The sequence below is a fragment of the Pseudoxanthomonas winnipegensis genome, assembly GCF_030322905.1.
Lineage (GTDB): Bacteria > Pseudomonadota > Gammaproteobacteria > Xanthomonadales > Xanthomonadaceae > Pseudoxanthomonas_A > Pseudoxanthomonas_A winnipegensis.
In genome coordinates this window covers 4,110,576-4,134,088 of record NZ_CP095475.1, presented here as the reverse complement: position 1 = coordinate 4,134,088, position 23,513 = coordinate 4,110,576, and the positions used below count along the sequence as shown (strand labels likewise).

Here is a 23,513-nt window from a genome sequence, read left to right as displayed (position 1 = left end):
CTTCCACGCGAACCAGCCAAAGTCCCTGGGTTCCCGCTTTCGCGGGAACGACGACGGGGAACCGCCAGCGCTCAATGCCCCGATGCGCGCGCCTTGAGCAGTTCGCGCAGTTCGTACTTGTCGGTGTCGTCCAGGCCCTGCGCGCGCTGCTTGGCCAGCAGTTCGTCCAGGCGCTGCTGCAGGGTCTGCTTCTCCAGCTGCACCACCGCATCGTGCAGCTCCTGGCGCCAGGTGGCTTCCTCGCCGGGCAGGGCCTGCATCATCAGCTTCTGCAGCGCGGGCAGCTCCTCGCGTTCGGCGAAGTGCTCCAGCAGCGCGCCGGGGGTGATTTCCGGGCGCGCCTGAATGATGTCCAGCAGCTCGGTCAGCAGCGCGATGCCGGGCAGGCGCAGGCCGGCGAAGGTGTAGGGCATCGGCACTTCCAGCGCCAGCGACGGCGCGTGCAGCAGCAGCAGGATCGCGCTGCGCACCAGGCTGGGCCGCTGCTGCGGGCCGGACGGGGCGCGCCGCGCGACCGGGCGCGCCGCCGCGGGCGCCGGCGGCGGGTTGGCGCCCACGCCGGTGATCCGCGCCAGCTGCGCCCGCATCAGGTCGCCGAAGGCGCCGTCGGGGATCTGCGCCAGCAGCGGCTTGGCGCGTTCGGCCAGGCGCGCCTTGCCGTCCAGCGTGCCCAGGTTGATCTCGCGCGAGAGCTCGTCGAAGAAGAATTCCGACAGCGGCGTGGCCTGGGCCAGGCGCGCGGCGAAGCCCTCGGCGCCTTCCTTGCGCACGATCGTGTCCGGGTCCTCACCATCGGGCAGGAACAGGAAGAACGCCTGCCGCCCGTCCTTCATCCGCGGCAGCACCGACTCCAGCGCGCGCCAGCCGGCGCGCTGCCCGGCCGCGTCGCCGTCGAAGCAGAAATACACATCGGCCGCATTGCGGAACAGCAGCTCGGCATGGTCCGGCGTGGTCGCCGTGCCCAGCGTGGCCACCGCGTACTTCACGCCGAACTGGAACAGGCTGACCACGTCCATGTAGCCCTCCACCACCACCAGCTTCTCGATCTTCTGGTTGGCCTGGCGCACCTGCCACAGGCCGTATAGCTCGCGGCCCTTGTGGAACAGCGCGGTCTCGGGGCTGTTGAGGTACTTGGGCCCGTCGTCCTTGTCCAGCACGCGCCCGCCGAAGGCGATGGTGCGCCCGCGCCGGTCGGCGATGGGGAACATCACCCGGTCGCGGAACTTGTCGTAGACGTGGCCGCGGTCGTTCTTGGAGAACATGCCGCCGCGTTCGAGCAGCTGCATCCGGCGCGCGTCGGTGCCCAGCGCGTCCTTCAGCGCCGAATAACCGTCGGGCGCATAGCCGATGCCGAAGGCCGCGCGCGTGGCCGCGTCCACGCCGCGCCCGTCCAGGTACGCCCTGGCCTTGTCGCTGGCTTCCAGCTGCCGCTGGAAGAAGCGCGCGCTGGCCTCCAGCATCGTGTACAGCTCGCGGCTGTCGTCGCTCTGGTTGCGCTGGGCGGTCTCGCGCGGGACCTCCATGCCGGCGCGCTTGGCCAGCTCGTCGACCGCGTCGAGGAACTCGAGGCGGTCGTAGTTCATCAGGAAGCTGATCGCCGTGCCGTGCGCGCCGCAGCCGAAGCAGTGATAGAACTGCTTGACCGGCGAAACGGTGAAGCTGGCCGAACGCTCGTCGTGGAATGGGCAGCGCGCCGCGTACTCCTTGCCTTGCCGCTTGAGCGGCACGCGCGTGCCGATCACCTCGACGATGTCCGTCCGGGCGAGCAGGTCATCGATGAAAGCGTCGGGAATACGGGCCATGGCAGACGACTAGGATGCCACGCCCGTCAAGCCGGCCACCTTGGCCCTCCCGCGCTACTGTTTTGGCCCCCTCCCTTTCGCCGAAGGCGAAGGGGAGGGCTGGGGAGGGGTGCTTTTCGCGGCAAACCAGCCCGTCTCAGCGTCCCATGTAACGCGGATCGCGCCAGAACAGGCACGCAGGCGACGCCAGCACCCCCAGCAACCGAAGACCCGGCGCTCCCCCGCCTCCAGACACAACCCTCAGGCCCGCGGCGCCCCATCCTGATGCGAAGGCAGCTCCTGCGCCGGCAGCGCCTGAGCGTCGGGATCGACCGCCTCGGGGCGCTCGGTGGAGCTCTGGCGCAAGACGGCCTCGCGCTCGGCGGCCCGGTGCGCGGCCCGGGCGTCCATCCGCTCGTCGATCACCGCGGTCAACAGCGCGCCGACGAAGAACACCACGGTGGCGTAGTACAGCCACACCAGCATGATCACCATGGCGCCCATCGTCCCGTAGGCGCTGCCCGGGTCGGTGCTCGCCAGGTACAGCCCGATGCCATAGCGCCCGGCGATGAACAGCCCGGCGGTGATCACCCCGCCCAGCAGCGCCTGGCGCCATTCCACCGGCCGGTCGGGCAGATAGTGGTAGAGGAAACCGAACGCGGCCGCGTACAGCACGAAGGTCAGCGCATTGCCCAGCACCGGCAGCAGCGAGGGCACGCTGGCCAGCACCACCTGCAGCGCGGTGGCGGCCATCATCGAGACGATCAGCAAAAAGCCCAGCCCCAACACCACGCCGAAGGAGAACACGCGCTTCTTCAGGAAGTCCCACACACCGCCCGTCAGCGCGGTGCGGTCGGTGTAGAAGATCAGGTTCAACGCGGCCTGCAGGCGCGCGAACACCGCCGTGGCGCCGACAAACAGCAGCAGCGTGCTCCACAGCCCGGCCAGCGATCCCACGCTGGGCTGGGCCTTGGCGTTGGTCAGCACGGTGCGCGCCACGGCCCCGGCCTGCGGTCCGGCCAGCCCGGCGATCTGCCGCAGCAGCTCGTCCTGCGCCGGCGGGTAGAGCGAAGCCACGATCCACAGCAGCAGCACCAGCAGCGGCGCCAGCGACAGCAGCGCGTAGAAGGTCAGGGCCGCGGCCTGGGTCATCAGGTCGCTCTCGGAGAAGCGCTTGGCCAGCGCCACCGGAAAACTGTCCTGCAGCTTCTGCAGGCGACGGCTCAGTTTGTCGGACGAGGGCAGATGCATGGCATTGATCGGCGTTGCGACGGTTGCCGATCAGCATGCCCCGCAGGGGTGTCACCAGTCGGTGATCGAATGGATCAGCCCGCGCTGGCGGGCGTCTGGGCCGACCACACGCTGTTGGCCTCGCCGGCACGAGCGCGACGGCGCGCGGCCAGGCCCATGCGCCAGTACGCGAGCGCCAGCAGCAGCGCGATCGCGCCCACGCCAAAGCGCGTCCAGTGCCCGTGCCACAGCGCGGCGAACAGATGCTCGCCGGTGCCGATCCACCCGGCCAACGGCACCAGCGCGGTCAGCGCCGCGCAGGCGAACAGCAGCTCCGCACCGGCCCTGGCCGGCGCACGTAGCAGCGCCCACAGCAGCAGCGCGAAGAACACCGCGTAGTAGGCGAACTTCGCCTGCGCCTCGGGCAGCAGGGCGCCGGCGATGAACAGCGCCGAGACCCCGCCCACGCAGCCCAGGCACACGCCCAGCGTCAGCCGCGCCATCACCTGCGTGCGCGTCGGCTGCTGCGGCGTGCGCCGCTTGCGCCGCGCCTCGATCCACAGCAGGTTGCCGCTGTAGAACAGGAACGCGCCGCCCAGGCCCAGCACGAAGTACAGCCAGTGCACGGCGCCGTGGCCGTAGTTGCCGAAGTGCAGCGCCTGCAGCCCGCGCAGCATCGCCGTGCCCGGCGACATCGCGCGCGGATCGACCACCCGCAGCACCTGGCCGCTGGCGCCGTTGAGCGCGACCACCGCCAGCGTGTTGAGATGGCGCTGGTCGATCTCGCCGTACAGCTCGATCTGGGCATTGGCATCGCCGGCGTCGTGGTAGGCGATGGAGTCCACCTCCATGCCCGGCAGCGCCAGCTGCGCGCGGCGGATCAGCTCGGCCACCGGCAGCGTCGGCGCGGCGACCTTGGCCGGCGCGACGTGCGGGACGACTTCGAAGTCCGACGCCAGCACCTGCATCAGCTTGCCGCCGAACACCAGGTACTGGAACGGCGCCAGCAGCACCAGGCCCAGCGTCAGCACCGCGCCCGACCAGGCGAAGATCACGTGGAAGGGCAGCGAGAGCATGCCGATCACGTTGTGCGCGTCCTGCCACAGGCGCTTGAGGTTGCTGCCCACGCGCAGCGCGAACAGGTCCTTCAGCAGCACCGGCGCGTAGGCCACCACGCCGGACACCAGCGCCAGCCCGTACAGCACGCACACCACGCCGAACAGGTAGGTGCCGAAGGTGCGCGGCAGGCCGGCGGTGAAGTGCAGGTCGTAGAGGAAATCGACGAAGCCCACCCGCTGCGGCAGCTGCTGCAGGGCGCCGTGTTCGTCGAGCCGGTACTGGAAGGTCTCCCGCCCACCGGGCGGCTGATGGAACACGCGCGGCAGCGGGCCGTGGTCGCCGGCCAACACCAGGAACATCGCATCGCGCGCGTCCGGATGCTGGCGCTGCATGGTGTCCACCAGGGCCTGCGCGCGGGCCAGCGTCTGCGCCGGGTTCGCCTCTTTGGCATCGGCCACCGCCGGGCGCGGCGCCCAGTCGTTCAAGTCGTGGGTGAAGATGCTGAAGGCGCCGGCATAGAAGGCGATGAACAGCGCCATCCCGGCCAGCAGCCCGGCCCAGGTATGCAGCGACAGGAAGCTGCGCAGGGTCGCGGCCTTCATGCCGGCAGCTCCGCGGCCCAGCCCAGCGCCTTGGCCGCATACAGCGCGGCGTAGGCCAGCACCGTGGCCCCGCCCAGCCACAGCCAGGCGCGCGCGCCGCTGCGGCAGGCGAAGGCCGCCGACATCGTCCCGATCCACACCGGGAAGAACATCAGCAACAGCGGCAAGGTGTGCACCTCCAGCCGGCCGGGCCACAGCAGCGCCGCCAGCCCCACCACGCCGGTGGACAGCGGCAGGCCCAGCAGGATCGCCGCCAGCCACTTGCCGGTCATGGCGCCACCTTGCGCGCCTGGCGCCAGGCATCCAGGTAAGGCAGCGCGACCAGGCCCAGCATCACCGCGCTCAATGCGGCGAACGCACCGGCCCACGGCCCCAGCACCGCGATGGCCAGCCCCAGGCAGGTCGCGCACAGCAGCCAGCCGGCCACGCGCAGGGCGCGCGCGTGCGCGCGCAGCGACGGCCGCAGGCGCTGATGCGCGCAGGCCAGGTAGAACGCCAGCGCGGCCAGCAGGCCGCCGAGCAGATACAGCACGGTCATCGGGTTGCCTCGCGCATGCGCTTCATCGCCTCACCAGTAGGCCTCGAACCCGATCCCGATCACCCGCGGCGCGCCGATCACCATGTTGGGCTGATCGGCCCAGGCGTACTGGACATAGCCCTTGTCCAGCAGGTTGCTGCCGAACACGTAGGCGCTCCAGTCCAGGTTGCCGTAGCCCAGCTTGCCGTTGACCAGCGTGCGCGAGGGCGCGCCCTCGGCGCCGCTGCCCACGCTGAACTTCACGCTGTCGCGGAAGTTGGCGTTGAGGTTGCCGAACCAGCCCTGCGCCCAGCGCCAGTTGCCGCCGGCCGCCAGCGTCCAGTGCGGCGCATAGGCGAACTCCTGGCCGCTGTAGTCGGTGATGGTCGCGCCCTGGACGGTCTTGAACTCGTCGTAGCGCGTGCGCGTGCCGCCCAGCGAGGCGTACAGGTCGAAGCCCTCGCTCACGCGGTAGCGCGTCTCGGCTTCCAGCCCGTACAGATGCGCGCGGCCGGCGTTGACGGTGTTGTAGTCGTAGGTGTTGAGGCCGAAGTAGGCGGTGACCTGCTTGTCCTTCCAGTCGATGTAGTAGGCGTTGGCGTTGAAGGTCAGGCGCCCGTCCAGCCACTGCGTGCGCAGGGCCGCCTCGTAGTTCCAGGTGTATTCCGGGTCGTAGGCGACCACCTGGCTGCGGGCGATGTTGAAGCTCGAACCGCCCGAGCGATAGCCGCGCTGCACCGTCAGCGCCAGCGACTTGTCCGCGGCGAAGTCCCAGCGCAGCCCGGCCTTGGGCAGGAAGGCGGTGAAGCTGCGCGTGGTCGGCGCCACGTAGCCGCCGCTGGCCGAACGCACCAGGCCCAGCACCGCCTGGTTGATGCCCACCACCGCCCGGTACAGCAGCGAGCCGGCCGCGCCGAAGCCGCCCGGATCGGGCAGGGTGCCGGCGAACACCGCATTGGTGTCGTTGGAGAAGGTGTAGTCCTGGCGGTCGTAGCGGAACCCGCCCAGCAGCGTCCACGCCGGCGCCAGCCGCAGCTGGCCATCGCCGAACAGCGCCTTGTTCTCCGACTCGGTCGGCGCATCGCTGTCGTAGTCCACCGGGATCACCGGCAGCGCCTGCGCGTAGCGCGCGGCGATGGCCGTGGCGTTGGCCGCCGGGAAGCCCGAGGCGCGCAGCACCCCGGCGATGGTCGTCACCGGCGTGGTCACATTGGTGCGGCTGGACTGGATGTTGCCATCCTCCGCGCGCGACCAGTACGCGCCCAGCAGCCCGTCCAGGCGCTCGCCGGCGTAGTGCACGCGCAGCTCCTGCGAGCGGCCGCGGTAGTCGCCGTCGGTGAGGGTGTGGGCGGAATCCACCGGTCCCAGGTCGTTGTCGGCGCTGCGTGCGGTCGTCACCTTGCTCCAGGCCGTCACCGAGGACAGGGTCCAGGCGTTGCCGAAGTCGTAGTCCACCTGCGCCGTGCCGATCTGCGCGTGGGACCGGGTGATGTTGGGAAAGTCGGAGGTGTTGATCGGATGGTCGAACGAGTCGCGCACATCGCTGCGTGCGTAGGTGTACATGTACGGCCCGTCGCGGTTGTCGTTGATCCAGGTCAGGCGTGCGGTCAGGCCCGGCAGGCCCTTGGGCGTCCACAGCAGCTTGAAGCGTGCATTGGTGCTCTCCAGCGCGTCCTCGCCGGTCTGGCGGGTCGGGTTCCACACGTAGCCGTCGAAATCGCGCTTCTCGGCGGCCACGCGGAAGGCCAGTTCGTCGCTCACCAGCGGGCCGCCGCCGGCGACGGCGTAGCGCTTGTCCGACGGGTCGGACAGCAGTACGCGGGCGCGGCCGCTCCAGTCCATGGTCGGGTCTTCGCTGCGCATCACGATCGCGCCGGCCAGGGCGTTCTGGCCCTGGATGGTGGACTGCGGGCCGCGGAAGATCTCGACCTGGGACAGGTCCCACAGGTCGGTGGGCAGGCTGTCGCTGGCCTGGCTGGGCAGCGCCGCGCCGTCCAGATAGATGGTGGCCAGCGGGTTGGGCGCGCCGGACTCGTCGGCGATGCCGCGGATGGTGAAGCCGCGCTGGCCGTACATCGGCGTCACGTTGGGCGTGCGGTTGATCAGGTCCGACAGCGAGAGCAGGTTCTCCTGCTCGATCCTGGCGCTGGTGGTCACCGCCACGCTGGAGGCGGTGTCCTGCAGCGAGCGGTCGGTCTTCTCGCCCTTGACGGTGACCTTGTCCAGGTCCGTGGCGGTGGCCGCCGTGGGCGCCTGCTGGGCCGCGGCGGGCAGGGCCGCCAACACGGCCAAGGTCAACAACGTCGGGCGCAGGCCGGCGCGGTGGATCGAAGCGGACATGTGGAACTTCCCCGGGAGGTCCTTGCAAGGCGGACCTGCTGGCGGGCGCGGCGAGAGGCTTGCACCCAGCCCGGGAAGTGTAGATGAGAATGGCTTTCGATTGCAGCCCGCGCAGGGCGGGCGGACGGCGCGCGGCCCGCAGGCGGCGCGCCGGGGCGCGGGCTCAGCCGGCCAGCTTCTGCTTGACCAGCTTGGACACCAGGCCCATGTCCGCCTGCCCGGCCAGCTGCGGCTTGAGCACGCCCATCAGCTTGCCCATGTCGGCCGGGCCGGCGGCGCCGGTCTGGGCGATGGCCGCATCGATCGCCGCGGCGATGGCGGCCTCGTCCAGCTTGGCGGGCAGGTAGGTGTCGATGATGGCCAGCTCGGCGCGCTCGATCGCGGCCAGGTCCTCGCGGCCGGCACCTTCGTACTGGCTGACCGAGTCCTTGCGCTGCTTGACCATCTTCTCCAGCACGGCCAGCACCGCGGCGTCGTCCAGCTCGATGCGCTCGTCGACTTCGCGCTGCTTGATCGCCGCGTTGATCAGGCGGATTACGCCCAGGCGATCCTTCTCACCGGCCTTCATGGCGGTCTTCATGTCTTCGGTCAGCTGCTGCTTGAGGCTCATGGCCATCCTCCGGGGCAGGGCGCGCGGGTCGAAACCCGCGCGGGAACAGGAATCTAAGGGACGACAAAAAGCCGGCGACGCTCGCGCGTGCCGGCTCTTGGTCTGGCTTGCCGCCGAGCCACCGCACCAAGCGGTGGCCGACGCAACGACCCGCCTTCGCTCAGTACAGGCGCTGGCGCTTGGTGACGTCGCGCGAGGAGCGACGCAGCTGGCGCTTCACCGCGGCAGCGGCCTTGCGCTTGCGCTCCTGGGTCGGCTTTTCGTAGAACTCGCGCTTGCGGGTTTCGGCCAGCACGCCGGCCTTTTCGCAGGTGCGCTTGAAACGACGGAGCGCAAACTCGAACGGCTCGTTTTCGCGGACTTTGACGCTGGGCATGGAATCTCCGGGACACAAAATGACCGGGCTCTGACCCGGTGAGCCGCGCACTATAGCGGCTCGTCCGGTGCCGTGCAAGCGCGCGGGCTGGAAAAGGGCCTGCGCCGGGCGCATCCTGTGGCCATGAAAGTCCTCGGCATCGAAACCTCCTGCGACGAGACCGGCGTGGCGGTCTACGACACCGCCCTGGGCGGCGCGGCCGGCCTGCGCGCCCATGCGGTCTACAGCCAGATCGCCCTGCATGCCCAGTACGGCGGCGTGGTCCCGGAGCTGGCCAGCCGCGACCACGTGCGCAAGCTGCTGCCGCTGATCCGCCAGACCCTGGGCGAGGCCGGCCTGTCCACCCGCGATCTGGACGGCGTGGCCTACACCGCCGGTCCCGGCCTGGTCGGCGCGCTGCTGGTCGGCGCCGGCGTGGCCCGCGCGCTGGCCTGGGCGCTGGACCTGCCGGCCATCGGCGTGCACCACATGGAAGGCCACCTGCTGGCGCCGCTGATGGAGGACGACCCGCCCGCGGCGCCGTTCGTCGCGCTGCTGGTCTCCGGCGGCCACACCCAACTGGTGGCGGTGGACCGGATCGGCGAGTACCGCTTGCTCGGCGAGACGCTGGACGACGCGGCCGGCGAGGCCTTCGACAAGACCGCCAAGCTGATGGGCCTGCCGTATCCGGGCGGCCCGCAGTTGGCGCGGCTGGCCGAGACCGGCACGCCGGGGGCCTACACCTTCGCCCGGCCGATGACCGACCGCCCGGGCCTGGACTTCAGCTTCTCCGGCCTGAAGACGCAGGTGCTGCTGGCCTGGCGCGACAGCGACCAGTCCGAGACCACGCGCGCGGACATCGCGCGCGGCTTCGAGGACGCGGTGGTCGACACCCTGGCGATCAAGTGCCAGCGCGCGCTGGAGGCGGCCGGCAGCGACACGCTGGTGATCGCCGGCGGCGTGGGCGCCAACAAGCGCCTGCGCGCCAGGCTGCAGGCCATGTGCGAACAGCGCGGCGGCCGTGCCTGCTTCCCGCGCCCGGCGCTGTGCACCGACAACGGCGCGATGATCGCCTTCGCCGGCGCGCTGCGCCTGGAAGCCGGCCAGCGCAGCGACGCGCAGGTGCACGTCACCCCGCGCTGGGACATGGCCACGCTGCCGGCAGTGGCGTAGCGCGGAGCTTGCTCCGCTGCGCTTCGTTCGGTTTGTGGGGAAGGCCCCAGCGGAGCGAGCTCCGCTCTACAGGCGGCTGCCACCCGCGCAAGCCAGCATCGGCGCCGCCTACAATGACGCGATGACCGAAGACGCTTCCCAGCCCCGCATCCAGCTCGAGCCTTCGTGGAAGGCGCGGGTGGGCGATTGGCTGCTGCGGCCGGAGATGCAGGCGCTGTCGGCGTTCCTGCGTCAGCGCAAGCAGGCCGGGGCGCATGTGTTTCCGCCGGGGCCGCAGATCTTCGCGGCGTTCGATGCCACGCCCTTCGAGGCGGTCAAGGTGGTGATCCTGGGCCAGGATCCGTATCACGGCGCCGGCCAGGCGCATGGGCTGTGCTTCTCGGTGCTGCCGGGCGTGCCGGTGCCGCCGTCGCTGCAGAACATCTACAAGGAGCTGGCCAGCGACATCGGCTTCACCCCGCCGGATCACGGTTGCCTGATGCCGTGGGCACGCCATGGCGTGCTGCTGCTCAACTCGGTGCTGACGGTCGAGGAGGGCCGCGCCGGCGCGCATCAGGGCAAGGGCTGGGAGGGTTTCACCGACCATGTGATCCAGACGCTGGCGCAGGAGCGCGAGCATCTGGTGTTCCTGCTCTGGGGCAGCTATGCGCAGGCCAAGGGCAAGGTGATCGATCCGCGCCGGCATCGGGTGCTGAAGGCGCCGCATCCTTCGCCGCTTTCGGCGCATCGGGGCTTTTTGGGCTGCCGGCATTTCTCGCAGGCCAACGAGTATCTCGATCGGCATGGGTTGGGGGCGGTGGACTGGCGTCTGCCGCCGCGGGCGCAGTTGGCGCTTTAGGGCTTCCGGTAGAAGCGCCTCTGTTGTTTCCCGCTTGGCGGGGAACGACTTCTTGATCAGCCATTCCTGAAGGGCGCGTGCTCTGCCCCCTCCCTTTGGCCGCAGGCCAAGGGGAGGGATGGGGAGGGGTTGCTCTTCGCGGGGAAGTCAAAAGCAAGAGCACCCCCTCCCAACCTCCCCCTTCGCTTCGCGAAAGGGGAGGGGCTGTTCTGGACTTCGGGGGGACGAGGGGGGCTGTTGGCGGTTCTGCTTCGTCTGCGTGCCGAGAAAGGCGTGAGGCTTTGCGGCTGCGGCTGCGGCTGCGGCTGCGGCTGCGGCTGCGGCTGCGGCTGCGGCTGGCGGCAAGGTCGCGGACGCCGTCTTCAGGGCTGCCGCCCTGCGCCGGAGTGCGGCGCTACGAGGCCTTCTTGGTCGTGGTGGTCTTCTTGGTCGGGGTCTTGCTGCTGGTGGCCTTCTTGGTGGTACTGGCCTTGGTCGAGCCGGACTTGCTGGTGCTCGACTTGCTGGAGCTGGACTTCTTCGTGCTCGACTTGGTGCTCGACTTCTTGCTGGTCGAGGTGGCCTTCTTGCGGGTGCTGCTGGTCGTGGCCGGCTTGCGGCGCTCCTCCGGCGGGGACACCGGCGGGGCGGGCAGGGGCTCGGCCGAGACGGTCTTGACCTCGGCCTGCAGCGCCTCGAGCTGCGGGATCATCTTCTGCTGGATGCCGACCATCAGGCTCTGCATCACCGCCGGCGTGCGGTCCAGCAGGCGCTGGCCGGCCTTGCTCTCGTAGAACTTGGTCATCGCCTTGACGTCGTCGTCGTCGAATGTCTTGCGGTACACGTCCAGATAGACCGGGCGCATCTGCTCCCAGGCCAGCGACTGGCGCACGATCTCGGAGGTCTTGGCCTGGATCTGCTGGATCTCGGCCTGCTGCTGCGGGGTCAGCGTCTTGCCCTGGGTCAGCTGGGCGAACTGCTCGCGCTGCATGGCCTCCACCTGGGGCTGGATCGCCGCCAGCATGCTCTGCGCGCGCGAAGCGGCCAGCAGTCGGTCGATCTCCTCGTCGGTCGGCACGCGGGCCAGCGCGGGCGCGCAGACCGCCGCCAGCAGGGACAGCAACAACAGGACGGACGTGAATCGACGGCGTGGCATGTGGATCTCGAAAAGGCGCGCAACGTGACCGGCGATGGTGCCGAGCCGGCGCGGGGTGCGTGTAAAAATTTCACTAAGCAAGGGCGGCGATTCTGCGTCGGTTCGCCTCGCTCGCAAAGCGCGATGACAGACTCGTCAGGTGCGCGCGCGGGCCGGGGTTCAGGACCGCGATGGGCGATAGCCCGCGTGTCGCGGCATCGCACGGCGTGTCATCGCCTTGTCCTACAATCGCGGCCATGCCGGCCGGTTCCCTCCAGATCACCCCTGCGCTGTCGATCCCCGAGGAGGAGTTGGTCGAGCGTTTCGTGCGCGCCAGCGGCGCCGGCGGGCAGAACGTCAACAAGGTGTCCAGCGCGGTGGAGCTGCGTTTCGACGTGGCTGGCTCGCCGTCGCTGCCCGAGGCCCTGCGCAGCCGCCTGCTGGCGCGTCGCGACCGGCGCCTGACCGACGAGGGTGTGCTGGTGATCGACGCGCAGCGCTTCCGCACCCAGGACCGCAACCGCCAGGACGCACGCGAGCGCCTGGCCGACATCATCGCCGCCAGCCTGTCGGTGCCCAAGGCACGCGTGGCGACCCGACCGAGCCGCGCCTCCAAGCTGCGCCGGCTGGATGAGAAGAAGACCCGTGGCCAGATCAAGCGCAACCGGACCGCACGTGACTGGGACTGACCCGACCCCGAGGCCGCCGGGCCAGATGCCGGCCACCCCCCGCAACATGCCGCGTGTGAAGCCAAACCGCTTCAATCGCTGGTGCGCGCGCACGCTGCTGCGCCTGAGCGGCTGGCGCATCGCCGGCGAGCTGCCGGACATCCCCAAGCTGGTGATGATCGTGGCCCCGCATTCGTCCAACTGGGACGGGCTGTGGGGCATGGCGGCCAAGATCGCGATGGGCTTCGAGGTCAAGGTGCTGGCCAAGGCCAGCCTGTTCTGGTGGCCGCTGTCGATCCTGCTGCACAAGCTGGGCGTGGTGCCGGTGGACCGCGCCAACGCCGGCGGTGTGGTCAGCACCGCGGTGGACACCATCCGCCGCAGCGAGCGCATCTGGTTCGTGGTCACCCCCGAGGGCACGCGCAACCGCGTGGACAAGTGGAAGGCGGGCTTCTGGAAGATCGCCCGCGCCGCCGATGTGCCGGTGCTGATGGCCTACTTCCACTACCCCGAGAAAATCATCGGTCTGGGGCCGGTGTTCCATACCAGCGCCGACATGGAGGCCGACATGGCCGCCATCCGCGCCTGGTACCGGCCGTGGATGGGGAAGACGCGCGGGACTGTCTGAGGAACGAGTCGAGAGGAACGAGGAACGAGTAGAGCGGATTGCCAGGTGCGCTCCGGCTCTCTCTCGTTCCTCGTTCCTCTTCACGCGTTCCTTAAAGCGCCTTGCCGCCGAACTTGTAGGTGAAGTCCAGATACAGGCTGCGCCCCAGCGAATCGAACCAGGACACGTCGTAGTACGGATAGGCGGTGTAGCTGGCGTCCCTGGGCGGCATCTTGTCCAGCACGTTGTTGACCGTCAGCGACAGGCGCGCGCGGTCGCCGAACTGCCGCGACAGCGACAGGTTGTAGCGCCAGGTCGCCTCGACCCACGGGCTCTGGCCCGAGTCCTCGTCGAAGTCCTGGTCGTAGGAGGCGTAGTTGGGCAGCTTGCCCAGGCGCTGGCCGTACACCGTGGCCGACCAGGCGGCCTTGCTCCAGCCCAGGCTGGCGCTGGTCTTGGTGCGCGGGATGTCGTAGCCGCTGTTGATGGCGAACTCGTCCACCATCGGATCGCCGGCATAGACCTGGATGTCGTGGCGGTGCACCCAGGTGTAGTCCAGGCCCAGCGTGAACAGGCCCATGCCGGTGTCCAGCTTCCAGTGCGCGGCCAGGTCGGCGCCGGAGGTGCGCTCGCGGGCGATGTTGATCGGTTCGACGGACACGCCGTAGAGCTTGCCGTCCGCCAGGCGGGTGACGCGCGAGAGCGCGTCCACGCACGTGCCCGAGCTGAGCGGGACGGCGCCGGTGAGGCAGTCGCGCTCGTTGCGCAGGACCACGTCCACGCGCAGGTCCTGCACCTGGTCGCGCATGTCGATGTCGAACCAGTCCAGGGAGATGTCGAAGCTCGGCGTGGGCGAGAACACCAGGCCGGCGGTCCACGCGGTGCTGGTCTCCGGCTTGACGTCGCGGTTGCCCACGCGCGTGCGCACGATGCCCTCGTCGCCGTAGCTGCAGTCCTCGTACGGCGTGCCCGCCTCCTCGGTGTCGCAGCGGTAGTAGTCCACGCCGGAGGTCTCGTCCTCGCCTTCCTGAGCGAACAGGTAGTGCAGATCCGGCGCGCGGAAGGCGGTGCCATAGGAGCCGCGCAGCAGCAGCGCATCGATCGGGCGCCATTCCACGCCCGCGCTCCAGGTCGGCTTGTCGATGCTGCGGCCGGCGAAGCGGTACTGGTCGAAGCGCCCGGCCAGGCTCAGGTTGAGGCGCTCCAGCAGCGGCAGGCGCAGCTCGCTGGCCACCGCCCAGCGGTTGCGACTGCCGTGGCCGTCGGAGTCCTTCCAGCTGTAGTAGTAGTCCTGCGTGGCCAGCGGATCGGGCTTGAGGTCGTAGCCCTGGCTGCCGAGCTCGGCGGTGGCCGACAGCCCGGCCGGTCCGCCGGGCAGGCCGAACAGCGCGGTGTTGGTCAGGGTGAAGGCCAGCGTGTCGTTGCGCGACTCGGGGTGGTAGGTGGAGCGCGCGAAGATGCCATCGTATTCGGCGCGGGTCAGCGGGGTGTACAGGCGCGCCGGGTCGGCGTCGTAGATGGGATAGCCCGAGTCCTCGTCGATGCCCAGCATCGGCCCCAGGAACAGGTCGTTGGCCTTGGACGCGACGATCTGCGGCCAGCTCACCGCCAGCGAGTACTGCGAATGCGACAGCGAGGCCTCCCAGTCCCAGGCCTGACCAAAGCGGCCGGCCAGGCCGGTGGTGAGGCTGAAGGTCTTCTGCCGGTTGCGGACCGTGCCGGTGTTCAGCCCGCCCATTTCCTCGGGCGTGAACTGGCGCTGCCAGTACTCCACCTGCTCGGTGGCCTGGTTGTAGAAGTAGCCGTCCTTCTGCCCGTTGGGCTGCTGGTAGGACCAGCTGCGCACGTCCCGGAACAGGTCGATGGTGTGGTAGCCGGCCTGCACGTCGGCGAACCAGCGCAGCCCGTCGCCGAAGTCGTAGTTGAAGCTGCCGTAGGCGTTGAGCCCCTCGCGCTTGCTGATGATGGTGCCGTAGCCGATCGCCTTGTCGCTGCCGCAGTAGTAGCCGGGGCCGTAGTCGTCCAGCGCGGGATCGTAGTCGCCGTAACGCGGGCGCGAGGCGTAGTAGGTGGAGTTGCCGTTGAGGCGGGCCAGCGCCTCGCAGGTGTCCCGGCCCGGGTCGAGGTAGGTGTCGTAATAGTCGGTGCGCAGGAAGCCGCGGCGCGCGATCCGGCCGCTGGCCACGGGGGAATCCTGCGAGGAGTCCTGGATGCCGCGCTGATAGGCCCACAGCGGGTTCTGTCCGGTGTACTCCAGTCCGTACACCGCGCTGAAGGCGCCGCGCTCGAAGCCGCTGGAGATGCTCAGGTCGAACGAGTCGGCATCGCCGCGGCTGGTGGTGCCGAAGCGGTAGTCAACGGTGGTGCCGTCGGCGTGCTTCTTCAGGATGAAGTTGACCACGCCGGAGATCGCGTCCGAGCCGTACACCGCCGAGGCGCTGCCGCTGAGGATCTCGATGCGCTCGATCATCCCCAGCGGGATGTTGGAGATGTCGGTGAAGTTGCTGCGGCCCTTGAACGGCAGCGGGAAGTCGGCGATGCGGCGGCCGTTGACCAGCACCAGGGTGTGGTTGGGCCCCAGCCCGCGCAGGTCCACCTGCTGGGCGCCGGGCGAGAAGTCCGCGCCGTTGGCCGACTGCTGGCTCTGGGTCTCGCCGCCGTTCTGGGTGATCGCGCGCAGCACGTCGGGCACGGTGGTGAAGCCCTTGGCCTTGATGTCCTCGGCGGTGATGGTGGTGATCGGCGCCGGGCCCTCGACCTGGGCGCGCGGGATGCGCGAGCCGGTGACCTGCAGGCGCTCCAGGTCGGTCGGGGCGTCGGGGTCGGCCTGCGGCGCGGGCGCGGGTTTCGGGCGCGCGCCGGGCGCAGGCCGCGGGGTCGCGTCCTGGCGGGCGATCAGCAGGGCGCCGGAGGCGTCGCGCCGGGCGACCAGGCCGCTGCCTTCGAGCAGGCGGTCGGCGGCCTGCGCCGGGCTCAGCTCGCCGCGCACGCCGCGGGTCTGCAGGCCGGCCAGCTGCTCGGGGCGGTAGAGCAGCTGCGCGCCGGTCTGGCGCGAGAGCGCCTGCAGGGCGCCGTCCAGGCTGCCGGCCGGGATGTCCAGTTGGCTGGCGGCCTGGGCCGGGGCGGACAGTGCCGCCGCACAGGCAGCGCTCAACAGCAGCGTTCGCAGCTTGGAATGCATTCGACTCTCCCCAGAGTGGCGGGCGTGCGGGGGGCGCGCCCATGCAAGGCTCAGGACGAACAAGTCCGCCACTCCCCCCACGCGATCGACGCGCGGCGTGCTCAGCGGCTGTGCAGCAGCACCGTCCCGGGGCGGCGTTCGGCGTGCACGGGGAAGCCGCGTTCGAGCAGGCGCACGAAGCCGTCGGCGTTGTCCCACTGGAAGGTGCCCGACACCCGCAGCGCGGCGGCCCGGGCGTCGGCCACCACCAGCTTGTGCGCGTTGTAGCGGTTGAACTCGGCCACCGCCTCGCCCAGGGCGGTGTCGCGGAAGCTCAGCAGGCCGCCGCGCCAGTCCAGCGCGGCCTCGGCCTCGGCCAGCGGCACGCTGCGCACCAGCACCCCGTCCGGGCCGGCGATGGCGATGCTGCCGGCCGGCAGCAGCGTGGTCGGGGCGGGGCGGTCGCCGTGGTCGTCCGATTCCAGCCGCACCGTGCCTTCGGTGACGACCACGCGGGTGGTGGCGCCGTCGCGGCGTACCGAGAAGCGCGTACCCACCGCCACCGCGCGGCGCTCGCCGGCCTCGACCACGAACGGCCGGTCGGCGTCCTTGGCCACCTCGAAGTAGGCCTCGCCGCGTTTCAGTGCGATGCGCCGGCGCGCGGCCGACAGCGCGACCTCGATCAGGCTGTCGCTGCTGAGCGTGGCGCGCGAGCCGTCGGACAGCGCCACCGGCTGCAGCTGGCCCAGCGCGCTGGCGTAACTCGCGCTTTCGGTGACCGCGTAGTGCCTCCAGCCGGCGCCGGCCACGCCCAGGGCGAGCAGCAGCACGGCCGCGCCGGCGAGCAGGGCGGGCCAGCGGCGGCGGGAGCGGGCGGGGCGCGGGGCGAAGACCACCTGCGACAGGTCGGCGCCCGGGCCGGGGGCCGCGGCGGGCGGTGCCGGCGTGGACGACCAGGCGCCGCGCGGCGGCACCGTGCCCGGTGCCACCCCGGCGCCGAGCGCGGCCAGGCGGCCGCTCTGCTCCCAGGCCGCCTCCAGCCGCAGGAAGGCGATGCGGTGCGCGGTGGCCTGCGCCAGCCAGGCCTCCAGCGCGTCCTGCGCCTGGGTGTCCCAGTCGCCGCAGTCGCGCCGCGCCAGCCACGCGGCCGCGCGAGACTCAATCCTGGCGCTGTCCGTCGACATGCCGGTGTCCGGTCGGTTGCGATGCGGCGGCGGGGCGCGCCGGACCCCCGCCGTGATAGGCCCCGGCCAGCAGGCGCATGCCCTTGGCCAGGTGCTTCTCCACGGTCTTCTCGCTGATGCCCATGCGCATGGCCGCCTCCTTCTGCGACAGTTCCTCCACCCGCCGCAGCCACACCACTTCCCGGCAGCGGTCCGGCAGCCGGTCGAATGCCTCGGCCAGCCGCCTGAGCACCTGCCGTCCACCGCACACGCGTTCGGGACAGGCCTCATCCACCAAGACGTGCAAGGCGTCCAGATCACCCACTGCCTCGATCGACACCACCCGTCCGCGGCGCAGCCGGTCGGTCATCAGGTGGCGGGCGGTGGCGAACAGGAAGGACTTGGGCGCGGTCGGCAGCGCCTTGCCGGCGGCCTCGTAGACGCGCACGTAGATCTCCTGGCGCAGGTCGTGGACCTCGTCGGGCCGCGACCAGCTGCGGCGCAGATACGCGCTCAGCGACGCCTCGTGGATCAGGATCTCGCGGATGAACCAGTCGTCCAGGGCGGTGCGCATGGCCTGCACCATAGCCGAGCGGGCGCGCTGTTGCCCATGGGGGGATCGGCGCTGCTCGTTCGTCCTGCATGGCTGTCGCCCTCCAAAGGAACCCCTGCCCATGCCGTCCGTTTCGCGCAAGTCCTGGCCGCTGCTGGCCGCGCTGCTGTGGTCGGGTGTGGCGATGGCCGCGCCGGCCTCGCTGGACCACTACCTGCTGGGCGACGCCAGGGCCGCCACGCCGGGCAAGGTCCAGCCGGGCCTGCTGCTGATGGGCGGCGGCGACCGCAACCACGATGCGCTGCGCTGGTTCTTCGCCAAGGCCGGCAACGGCCACCTGGTGGTGCTGCGCGCCTCGCAGGCCGGCGAGGTGGGCGAGGAGTTCTATCGCGAGGTCGGCGGCCCGGTGTCGGTGGAGACCTTCGTCTTCCACGACCGCCAGGCGGCCTACGATCCGAAGATGCTGCAGGCCCTGAAGCGGGCCGACGGCATCTTCATCGCCGGCGGCGACCAGTCGCGCTACGTGCGCTTCTGGAAGGACACGCCGGTGGCCGCCGCGCTGGATGCGCACGTGGCCGCGGGCAAGCCGCTGGGCGGCACCAGCGCCGGCCTGGCCATGCAGGGCGAGTATCTGTACGGCGCCATGGACGGCGGCAGCCAGACCAGCCCGCGCGCGCTGGCCGATCCGCTGGGGCCGGAGAACACCATCGAGACCGGCTTCCTGCACCTGGCCGCGCTCAAGGGCGTGGTCACCGACACGCACTTCAGCGAACGCAACCGGCTGGGCCGGCTGATCGGCTTCGTGGCCAAGGCCGAGACCCTGGCCGGGCATCCGCTGATCGGCCTGGGCGTGGACGAGAGCGCGGCGGTGGCGGTGGAAGGCGACGGCAGCGCCCGCGTGTACGCCACCGCGCCCGGCGCCGGCGCGACGGTGGTGCAGGGCGGCTTCACCGAGCGCCAGGCCGAGGACAGTCCGATGCAACTGGCGCAGGTGCGCACGCTGGGCGTGGGCGCCGGCTCGGTGCTGCATCTGCCGGCCGGCACGGTGGACGCGCCGGTCTTCCAGCGCCGCTACGCGGTGCGCGACGGCGTGCTGGTCCTGCTGGATGCGCCGATGCTGGTGATCCACGGCGGGGCCGGCGTGGAGCGCAAGGGGATGACACCGGCCGACGAGGCCGAGGCGCGCGCGGCGATGACCGCCGCGCTGCAGGCCGGCCATGCGCTGCTGACCCAGGGCAAGCCGGCGCCGGAGGCGGTGGCCGCGGCGATCACCGTGCTGGAGGACTCGCCGCAGTTCAACGCCGGCAAGGGCGCGGTGTTCACCCACGACGGCAGGAACGAGCTGGACGCGGCGATCATGGACGGCGCCAGCGGCAAGGCCGGCGCGATCGCCGGCGTGCACCGGGTCAAGAATCCGATCCTGCTCGCCAAGGCGGTCATGGACCACTCCCAGCACGTGATGATGGTCGGCGATGGCGCCGAGGTCTTCGCCCGCGAGCAAGGCATCACGCTGGTCGATCCGTCGTACTTCCGCACCGAGAAGCGCTGGCAGCAGCTGCAGCAGGCGCTGAAGGAAGATCGCCTGGGCCTGGCCCACCAGGACCTGGCCACGGCCAGGCACTTCGGCACCGTCGGCGCGCTGGCGCTGGACGGCGCCGGGCGGTTGGCGGCCGGCACCTCCACCGGCGGCATGACCGACAAGCGCTACGGCCGGGTCGGCGATTCGCCGATCATCGGCGCCGGCACCTATGCCAACGCGCAGTGCGCCGTGTCCGGCACCGGCTGGGGCGAGTTCTACATCCGCGCGGTGGCCGCCTACGACATCTGCGCGCGGATGAAGTACGCCGGCCAGTCGCTGGTGCGCGCGGCGCAGACGGTGATCAACCGGGAGATCCCGGCCGCCGGCGGCGACGGCGGCGCGATCGGGCTGGCCGCCGATGGCGTGGTTGCCTTCCCGTTCAATACCGAAGGCATGTACCGCGGCTGGATCGGCGCCGACGGCGTGCCGCACGTGGCCATCTACAAGGACGACGCGCTGCCGCTGCCGGCCGGCCAGGCGGCGCCTTAGGCGTGGCTGGCCCGGCGCCCGCGCCGGGCAGGCCGGGCCCGGGCGCCGGTGCGTCCTGACGCTGACCTTTGGCCCAATCGGCCAGCGTCCGGCACGTGCCAGAGACCGGCAGATCGGGTAGCGTGCGCGGCTCTTCCGCAATGGCTGGATCCCGCATGACCCGCACCCTCGCTCTTGCCACCGCCATCAGCCTGGCGCTGGCCGCCTGCCACGCACAAACGGAGGCCGATGCCGTGAAACCCGCCGCGTCCACCCCGGCCGCCGACGCCGCGCCGCAGCGCGCCAACCCGCTGCTGAGCGCCAGCACGCTGCCCTTCCAGGCGCCGCCGTTCGATAAGATCCAGGACAGCGACTACCTGCCGGCCTTCGAGGAAGGCATGCAGCAGCACCTGGCCGAGATCCGCAAGATCGCCGACAACCCGGAGCCGGCCACCTTCGCCAACACGCTGGAGGCGATGGAGCGCAGCGGCGAGACCCTGACCCGTGTCTCGCGCATCTTCTTCGGCCTGGTCCAGGCCGATACCAACGATGCGCGCCAGAAGATCCAGGAAGAGATCGCGCCCAAGCTCGCCGCGCACCAGGACGAGATCAACCTGGATCCGAAGCTGTTCGCGCGCATCAAGAGCCTCTACGACCAGCGCGACACCTTGAATCTGGACCCGGAGCAGAAGCGCCTGGTCGAGTACCAGTACCAGGAGTTCGTGCGCGCCGGTGCGCAGCTGTCCGACGCCGACAAGGCCACCCTGCGCAAGCTCAACATCGAAGAGACCACCCTGGCCACGCAGTTCCACACCAAGCTGGTCGCGGCCGCCGCCGCCGGCGCGGTGGTGGTGGACGACAAGGCCAAGCTGGACGGCCTGTCCGACGGCGACATCGCCTCGGCCGCGCAGGACGCGGCCGCGCGCAAGCTCGACGGCAAGTACCTGCTGGCCCTGCAGAACACCACCCAGCAGCCGGTGCTGGCCTCGCTGAAGGATCGCGACCTGCGCCTGCAGGTGATGAGCGCCTCGCAGACGCGCGCCGAGAAGGGCGACGCCAACGACACCCGCCAGACCGTGCAGCGCCTGGCCCAGCTGCGCGCGCAGAAGGCCAAGCTGTTCGGCTTCGACAGCTATGCGGCCTACAGCCTCAGCGACCAGATGGCCAAGACGCCGGATGCCGCGCTGAAGCTGCTCACCGACACCGTGCCCGCCGCCACCGCCAAGGCGCGCAGCGAGGCGGCCGAGATGCAGAAGGTGATCGACGCGCAGCAGGGCGGGTTCAAGCTCACCGCCGCCGACTGGGACTTCTACGCCGAGCAGGTGCGCAAGGCCAAGTACGACCTGGACGAGGCGCAGATCAAGCCGTACTTCGAGCTGGACAACGTGCTCAAGAACGGCGTGTTCTACGCCGCCACCCAGCTCTACGGCATCACCTTCAAGGAGCGCACCGACATCCCGACCTACCACGACGGGATGAAGGTCTACGAAGTGTTCGACCAGGACGGCAAGTCGCTGGCGCTGTTCTACACCGACTACTTCAAGCGCGACAGCAAGTCCGGCGGCGCCTGGATGGACGAGTTCGTCGGCCAGAACGGGCTGAGCGGCACCAAGCCGGTGGTCTACAACGTCTGCAACTTCACCAAGCCGGCGCCGGGCCAGCCGGCGCTGCTGAGCTTCGACGACGTCACCACGATGTTCCATGAGTTCGGCCATGCGCTGCACGGCATGTTCTCCAACGTGAAGTATCCGACCCTGGCCGGCACCGCCACCTCGCGCGACTTCGTCGAGTTCCCCTCGCAGTTCAACGAGCACTGGGCCTCCGATCCGAAGGTGTTCGCGCACTACGCCAAGCACTATCAGACCGGCGAGGCGATGCCGGCCGATCTGGTGGAGAAGATCAAGAAGTCGCGCACCTTCAACCAGGGCTATGCCACCACCGAGTACCTGTCGGCGGCGCTGCTGGACCTGTCCTGGCACACCCTGCCGGCCGACGCGCCGCTGCAGGACGTGGACAAGTTCGAGGCCGATTCGCTGAAGAAGTACAAGGTCGATCTGGCCGAAGTGCCGCCGCGCTACCGCACCACCTACTTCGACCACATCTGGGGCGGCGGCTATTCGGCCGGCTACTACGCTTACTTCTGGGCCGAGGTGCTGGACGACGATGCGTTCGAGTGGTTCAAGGAGCATGGCGGGCTGAGCCGCAAGAACGGCGACATCTTCCGCGACAAGATCCTCTCGCGCGGCAACACGGTCGACCTGGCCACGCTGTACCGCGACTTCCGCGGCAAGGATCCCAGCGTCGCGCCGCTGCTGGAGAATCGCGGGCTGAAGTGAGGCGGGTTTTTCCGCCGAGTTCGGCGGGAGATATGAAAAAGGACGGCTTCTGGCCGTCCTTTTTGTTTTTGTCGCGCTAGGGATTGCAGTGCGTGGGCGTTGCGACTTCGAAAGGGGCAAGCGGTCCGGCGGGCAGCGTCCGCTTTCCCCTCGGTCAGGGCATCGGCGCCCTGATTCGGGCGCTCGGCCTCCTGCCTCGCTCGTCGCGGCCACCGCCCGCCGGCCCGCTGCGGGGCGCTTCATGTCTCATGACTTCGGCTCGAAAGAAATCCTGACCTGTTGGCCGCAGAGCCTCGACCCGACAGGGCATGGCACAGCACGGGCCGCGCGCACAGTCCTCGCAAACCCTGTGGGAGCCGCCATGGCGGCGATGAGGCTTTACCGGGAAGGCCCCATCGCCGCCATTGGCTGAAAAGGCCACGAGGGCGGCACCCTCTGTAGAGCGGAGCTTGCTCCGCTGCTCTTCGTTCAGTTCGTGGGGGAAGGCCCCAGCGGAGCAAGCTCCGCTCTACATAGGCAGACCGCTGCGAGACTTGAGAAGACAGTTGCTCCCACCGAGCAGGAGTCGCGCTCAGTCCATGTGCAGGCCGCCGTTGACGGCGTAGTCGGCGCCGGTGACGTAGGCGGCTTCGTCGGAGACCAGCCAGGCGCACAGGCCGGCGACTTCGGCCGGCTGGCCCAGGCGGCGCACCGGCACGCTGGAGGCCAGGCGCTCCAGCATGTCGGGCGGGAAGCCGCTGATCGCCGCGCTGGCGATGTAACCGGGCGAGAGCGTGTTGACCGTCACCCCGCGTGTGGCCACTTCCTGCGCCAGCGCACGGGTGAAGCCGCCCATCGCCGCCTTGGCCGTGGCGTAGTTGACCTGGCCGATTTGCCCGCGGTGCGCGCTGACCGAGCCGATGTTGACGATGCGTCCCCAGCCGCGCGTGGTCATGCCGTCGATCACCTGCTTGGTGACGTTGAACAGCGCATTGAGGTTGCCGTTGATCACCGCCTGCCAGTCCGCGCGCTGCATCTGCCGGAACAGCTGATCGCGGTGGCCGCCGGCGTTGTTGACCAGCACGTCGATCTCGCCGACCTCCGAGCGCACCTGGTCGAAGGCGGCCACGGTCGAGTCCCAGTCGGCCGCGTTGCCTTCCGAGACGATGAAGTCGAAGCCCAGCGCGCGCTGCTCGCGCAGCCAGCCGGCCTTGCGCGGCGAATCGGGCCCGCAGCCGACCACCACGGTGTGGCCGCTATGGGCCAGCTTCTGGCAGATGGCCGTGCCGAGGCTGCCCATGCCGCTGGTGACGTAAGCGATGCGAAGTGTCATTGGATGGACCTTGGAAGTATCCGAAGAGGTTTCGGAACCCGGAAACCG

The 23,513-nt window shown here is 70.2% G+C and carries 19 protein-coding genes and 1 pseudogene; 7 read left to right on the top strand and 13 right to left on the bottom strand.

Annotation, left to right across the window (positions count from 1 at the left end):
* Positions 1 to 71 precede the first annotated feature (71 nt).
* The 8 genes from dnaG to rpsU form a co-directional block, all read right to left on the bottom strand.
* Positions 72 to 1,802 (bottom strand): DNA primase, encoded by a 1,731-nt coding sequence (gene dnaG / locus MWN52_RS18195; protein ID WP_130521525.1) that lies wholly within the window; start codon positions 1,800 to 1,802, stop codon positions 72 to 74.
* 240 nt (positions 1,803 to 2,042) lie between these two features.
* On the bottom strand, positions 2,043 to 3,032 hold the full coding sequence (locus MWN52_RS18190) for a YihY/virulence factor BrkB family protein (RefSeq protein WP_130531982.1): 990 nt from the start codon (positions 3,030 to 3,032) through the stop codon (positions 2,043 to 2,045).
* A 74-nt stretch (positions 3,033 to 3,106) separates the two neighbouring features.
* The gene (locus MWN52_RS18185; protein ID WP_286575789.1) at positions 3,107 to 4,672 is read right to left on the bottom strand and encodes a PepSY-associated TM helix domain-containing protein; all 1,566 of its coding nucleotides are present in this window, start codon (positions 4,670 to 4,672) and stop codon (positions 3,107 to 3,109) included.
* Entirely contained in the window at positions 4,669 to 4,944 is a 276-nt protein-coding gene (locus MWN52_RS18180; RefSeq protein ID WP_286575788.1) for a hypothetical protein, read from the bottom strand. The genes MWN52_RS18185 and MWN52_RS18180 overlap by 4 nt, the downstream gene beginning before the upstream one ends.
* Positions 4,941 to 5,210 carry a hypothetical protein gene (locus MWN52_RS18175; RefSeq protein ID WP_286575787.1) on the bottom strand — a complete coding sequence of 90 codons (270 nt, stop codon included), beginning with the start codon at positions 5,208 to 5,210 and terminating at the stop codon, positions 4,941 to 4,943. Before MWN52_RS18175 ends, MWN52_RS18180 begins: the two co-directional genes overlap by 4 nt.
* Before the next feature lie 30 nt (positions 5,211 to 5,240).
* Positions 5,241 to 7,529: a TonB-dependent receptor gene (locus MWN52_RS18170; RefSeq protein WP_286575786.1), complete on the bottom strand. Its 2,289-nt coding sequence runs from the start codon at positions 7,527 to 7,529 to the stop codon at positions 5,241 to 5,243.
* Positions 7,530 to 7,692: 163 nt separating this feature from the next.
* A complete protein-coding gene (locus tag MWN52_RS18165) occupies positions 7,693 to 8,139 on the bottom strand; it encodes a GatB/YqeY domain-containing protein (protein ID WP_130521536.1) in 447 nt (148 codons plus the stop codon).
* A 160-nt stretch (positions 8,140 to 8,299) separates the two neighbouring features.
* A complete protein-coding gene (gene rpsU, locus MWN52_RS18160) occupies positions 8,300 to 8,515 on the bottom strand; it encodes a 30S ribosomal protein S21 (RefSeq protein WP_002808376.1) in 216 nt (71 codons plus the stop codon).
* A 123-nt stretch (positions 8,516 to 8,638) separates the two neighbouring features.
* Between rpsU and tsaD the strand changes: the two genes are divergently transcribed.
* Positions 8,639 to 9,667, top strand: coding sequence for a tRNA (adenosine(37)-N6)-threonylcarbamoyltransferase complex transferase subunit TsaD (gene tsaD, locus MWN52_RS18155; protein ID WP_130531986.1), 1,029 nt, complete (start codon positions 8,639 to 8,641; stop codon positions 9,665 to 9,667).
* A 121-nt stretch (positions 9,668 to 9,788) separates the two neighbouring features.
* The gene (gene ung / locus MWN52_RS18150; RefSeq protein WP_130531987.1) at positions 9,789 to 10,505 is read left to right on the top strand and encodes a uracil-DNA glycosylase; all 717 of its coding nucleotides are present in this window, start codon (positions 9,789 to 9,791) and stop codon (positions 10,503 to 10,505) included.
* Positions 10,506 to 10,899: 394 nt separating this feature from the next.
* On the opposite strand, the gene MWN52_RS18145 is transcribed toward ung, so the two are convergent.
* Positions 10,900 to 11,610 (bottom strand): DUF2059 domain-containing protein, encoded by a 711-nt coding sequence (locus tag MWN52_RS18145; RefSeq protein WP_286575785.1) that lies wholly within the window; start codon positions 11,608 to 11,610, stop codon positions 10,900 to 10,902.
* Positions 11,611 to 11,876: 266 nt separating this feature from the next.
* Here MWN52_RS18145 and arfB point away from each other — a divergent pair, with 266 nt between their 5' ends.
* On the top strand, positions 11,877 to 12,308 hold the full coding sequence (arfB, locus tag MWN52_RS18140) for an alternative ribosome rescue aminoacyl-tRNA hydrolase ArfB (RefSeq protein WP_130521545.1): 432 nt from the start codon (positions 11,877 to 11,879) through the stop codon (positions 12,306 to 12,308).
* A gap of 46 nt (positions 12,309 to 12,354) precedes the next feature.
* Positions 12,355 to 12,915: a lysophospholipid acyltransferase family protein gene (locus MWN52_RS18135; protein ID WP_130521547.1), complete on the top strand. Its 561-nt coding sequence runs from the start codon at positions 12,355 to 12,357 to the stop codon at positions 12,913 to 12,915.
* Positions 12,916 to 13,006: 91 nt separating this feature from the next.
* Here MWN52_RS18135 and MWN52_RS18130 read toward each other — a convergent pair whose 3' ends face one another.
* From MWN52_RS18130 to MWN52_RS18120, 3 genes are all read right to left on the bottom strand, one after another.
* Positions 13,007 to 16,075 (bottom strand): TonB-dependent receptor, encoded by a 3,069-nt coding sequence (locus tag MWN52_RS18130; protein ID WP_286575784.1) that lies wholly within the window; start codon positions 16,073 to 16,075, stop codon positions 13,007 to 13,009.
* Positions 16,076 to 16,176: 101 nt separating this feature from the next.
* Positions 16,177 to 17,238 carry a FecR family protein gene (locus MWN52_RS18125; RefSeq protein ID WP_286575783.1) on the bottom strand — a complete coding sequence of 354 codons (1,062 nt, stop codon included), beginning with the start codon at positions 17,236 to 17,238 and terminating at the stop codon, positions 16,177 to 16,179.
* A complete protein-coding gene (locus tag MWN52_RS18120) occupies positions 17,213 to 17,791 on the bottom strand; it encodes an RNA polymerase sigma factor (protein WP_130531991.1) in 579 nt (192 codons plus the stop codon). Before MWN52_RS18120 ends, MWN52_RS18125 begins: the two co-directional genes overlap by 26 nt.
* Here MWN52_RS18120 and MWN52_RS19575 point away from each other — a divergent pair.
* The 3 genes and pseudogenes from MWN52_RS19575 to dcp form a co-directional block, all read left to right on the top strand.
* Positions 17,763 to 18,599 (top strand): annotated as a pseudogene (locus MWN52_RS19575) (cyanophycinase); the annotation flags it as partial. The gene MWN52_RS18120 and the pseudogene MWN52_RS19575 sit on opposite strands and share 29 nt — an antisense overlap.
* Positions 18,600 to 18,884: 285 nt before the next feature.
* On the top strand, positions 18,885 to 19,838 hold the full coding sequence (locus tag MWN52_RS18110) for an isoaspartyl peptidase/L-asparaginase family protein (RefSeq protein ID WP_286577793.1): 954 nt from the start codon (positions 18,885 to 18,887) through the stop codon (positions 19,836 to 19,838).
* Between the two features lie 155 nt (positions 19,839 to 19,993).
* Entirely contained in the window at positions 19,994 to 22,153 is a 2,160-nt protein-coding gene (dcp, locus tag MWN52_RS18105) for a peptidyl-dipeptidase Dcp (protein WP_286575782.1), read from the top strand.
* A 571-nt stretch (positions 22,154 to 22,724) separates the two neighbouring features.
* Here dcp and phbB read toward each other — a convergent pair.
* Positions 22,725 to 23,465 (bottom strand): acetoacetyl-CoA reductase, encoded by a 741-nt coding sequence (gene phbB / locus MWN52_RS18100; RefSeq protein ID WP_130521557.1) that lies wholly within the window; start codon positions 23,463 to 23,465, stop codon positions 22,725 to 22,727.
* Positions 23,466 to 23,513: the final 48 nt, after the last annotated feature.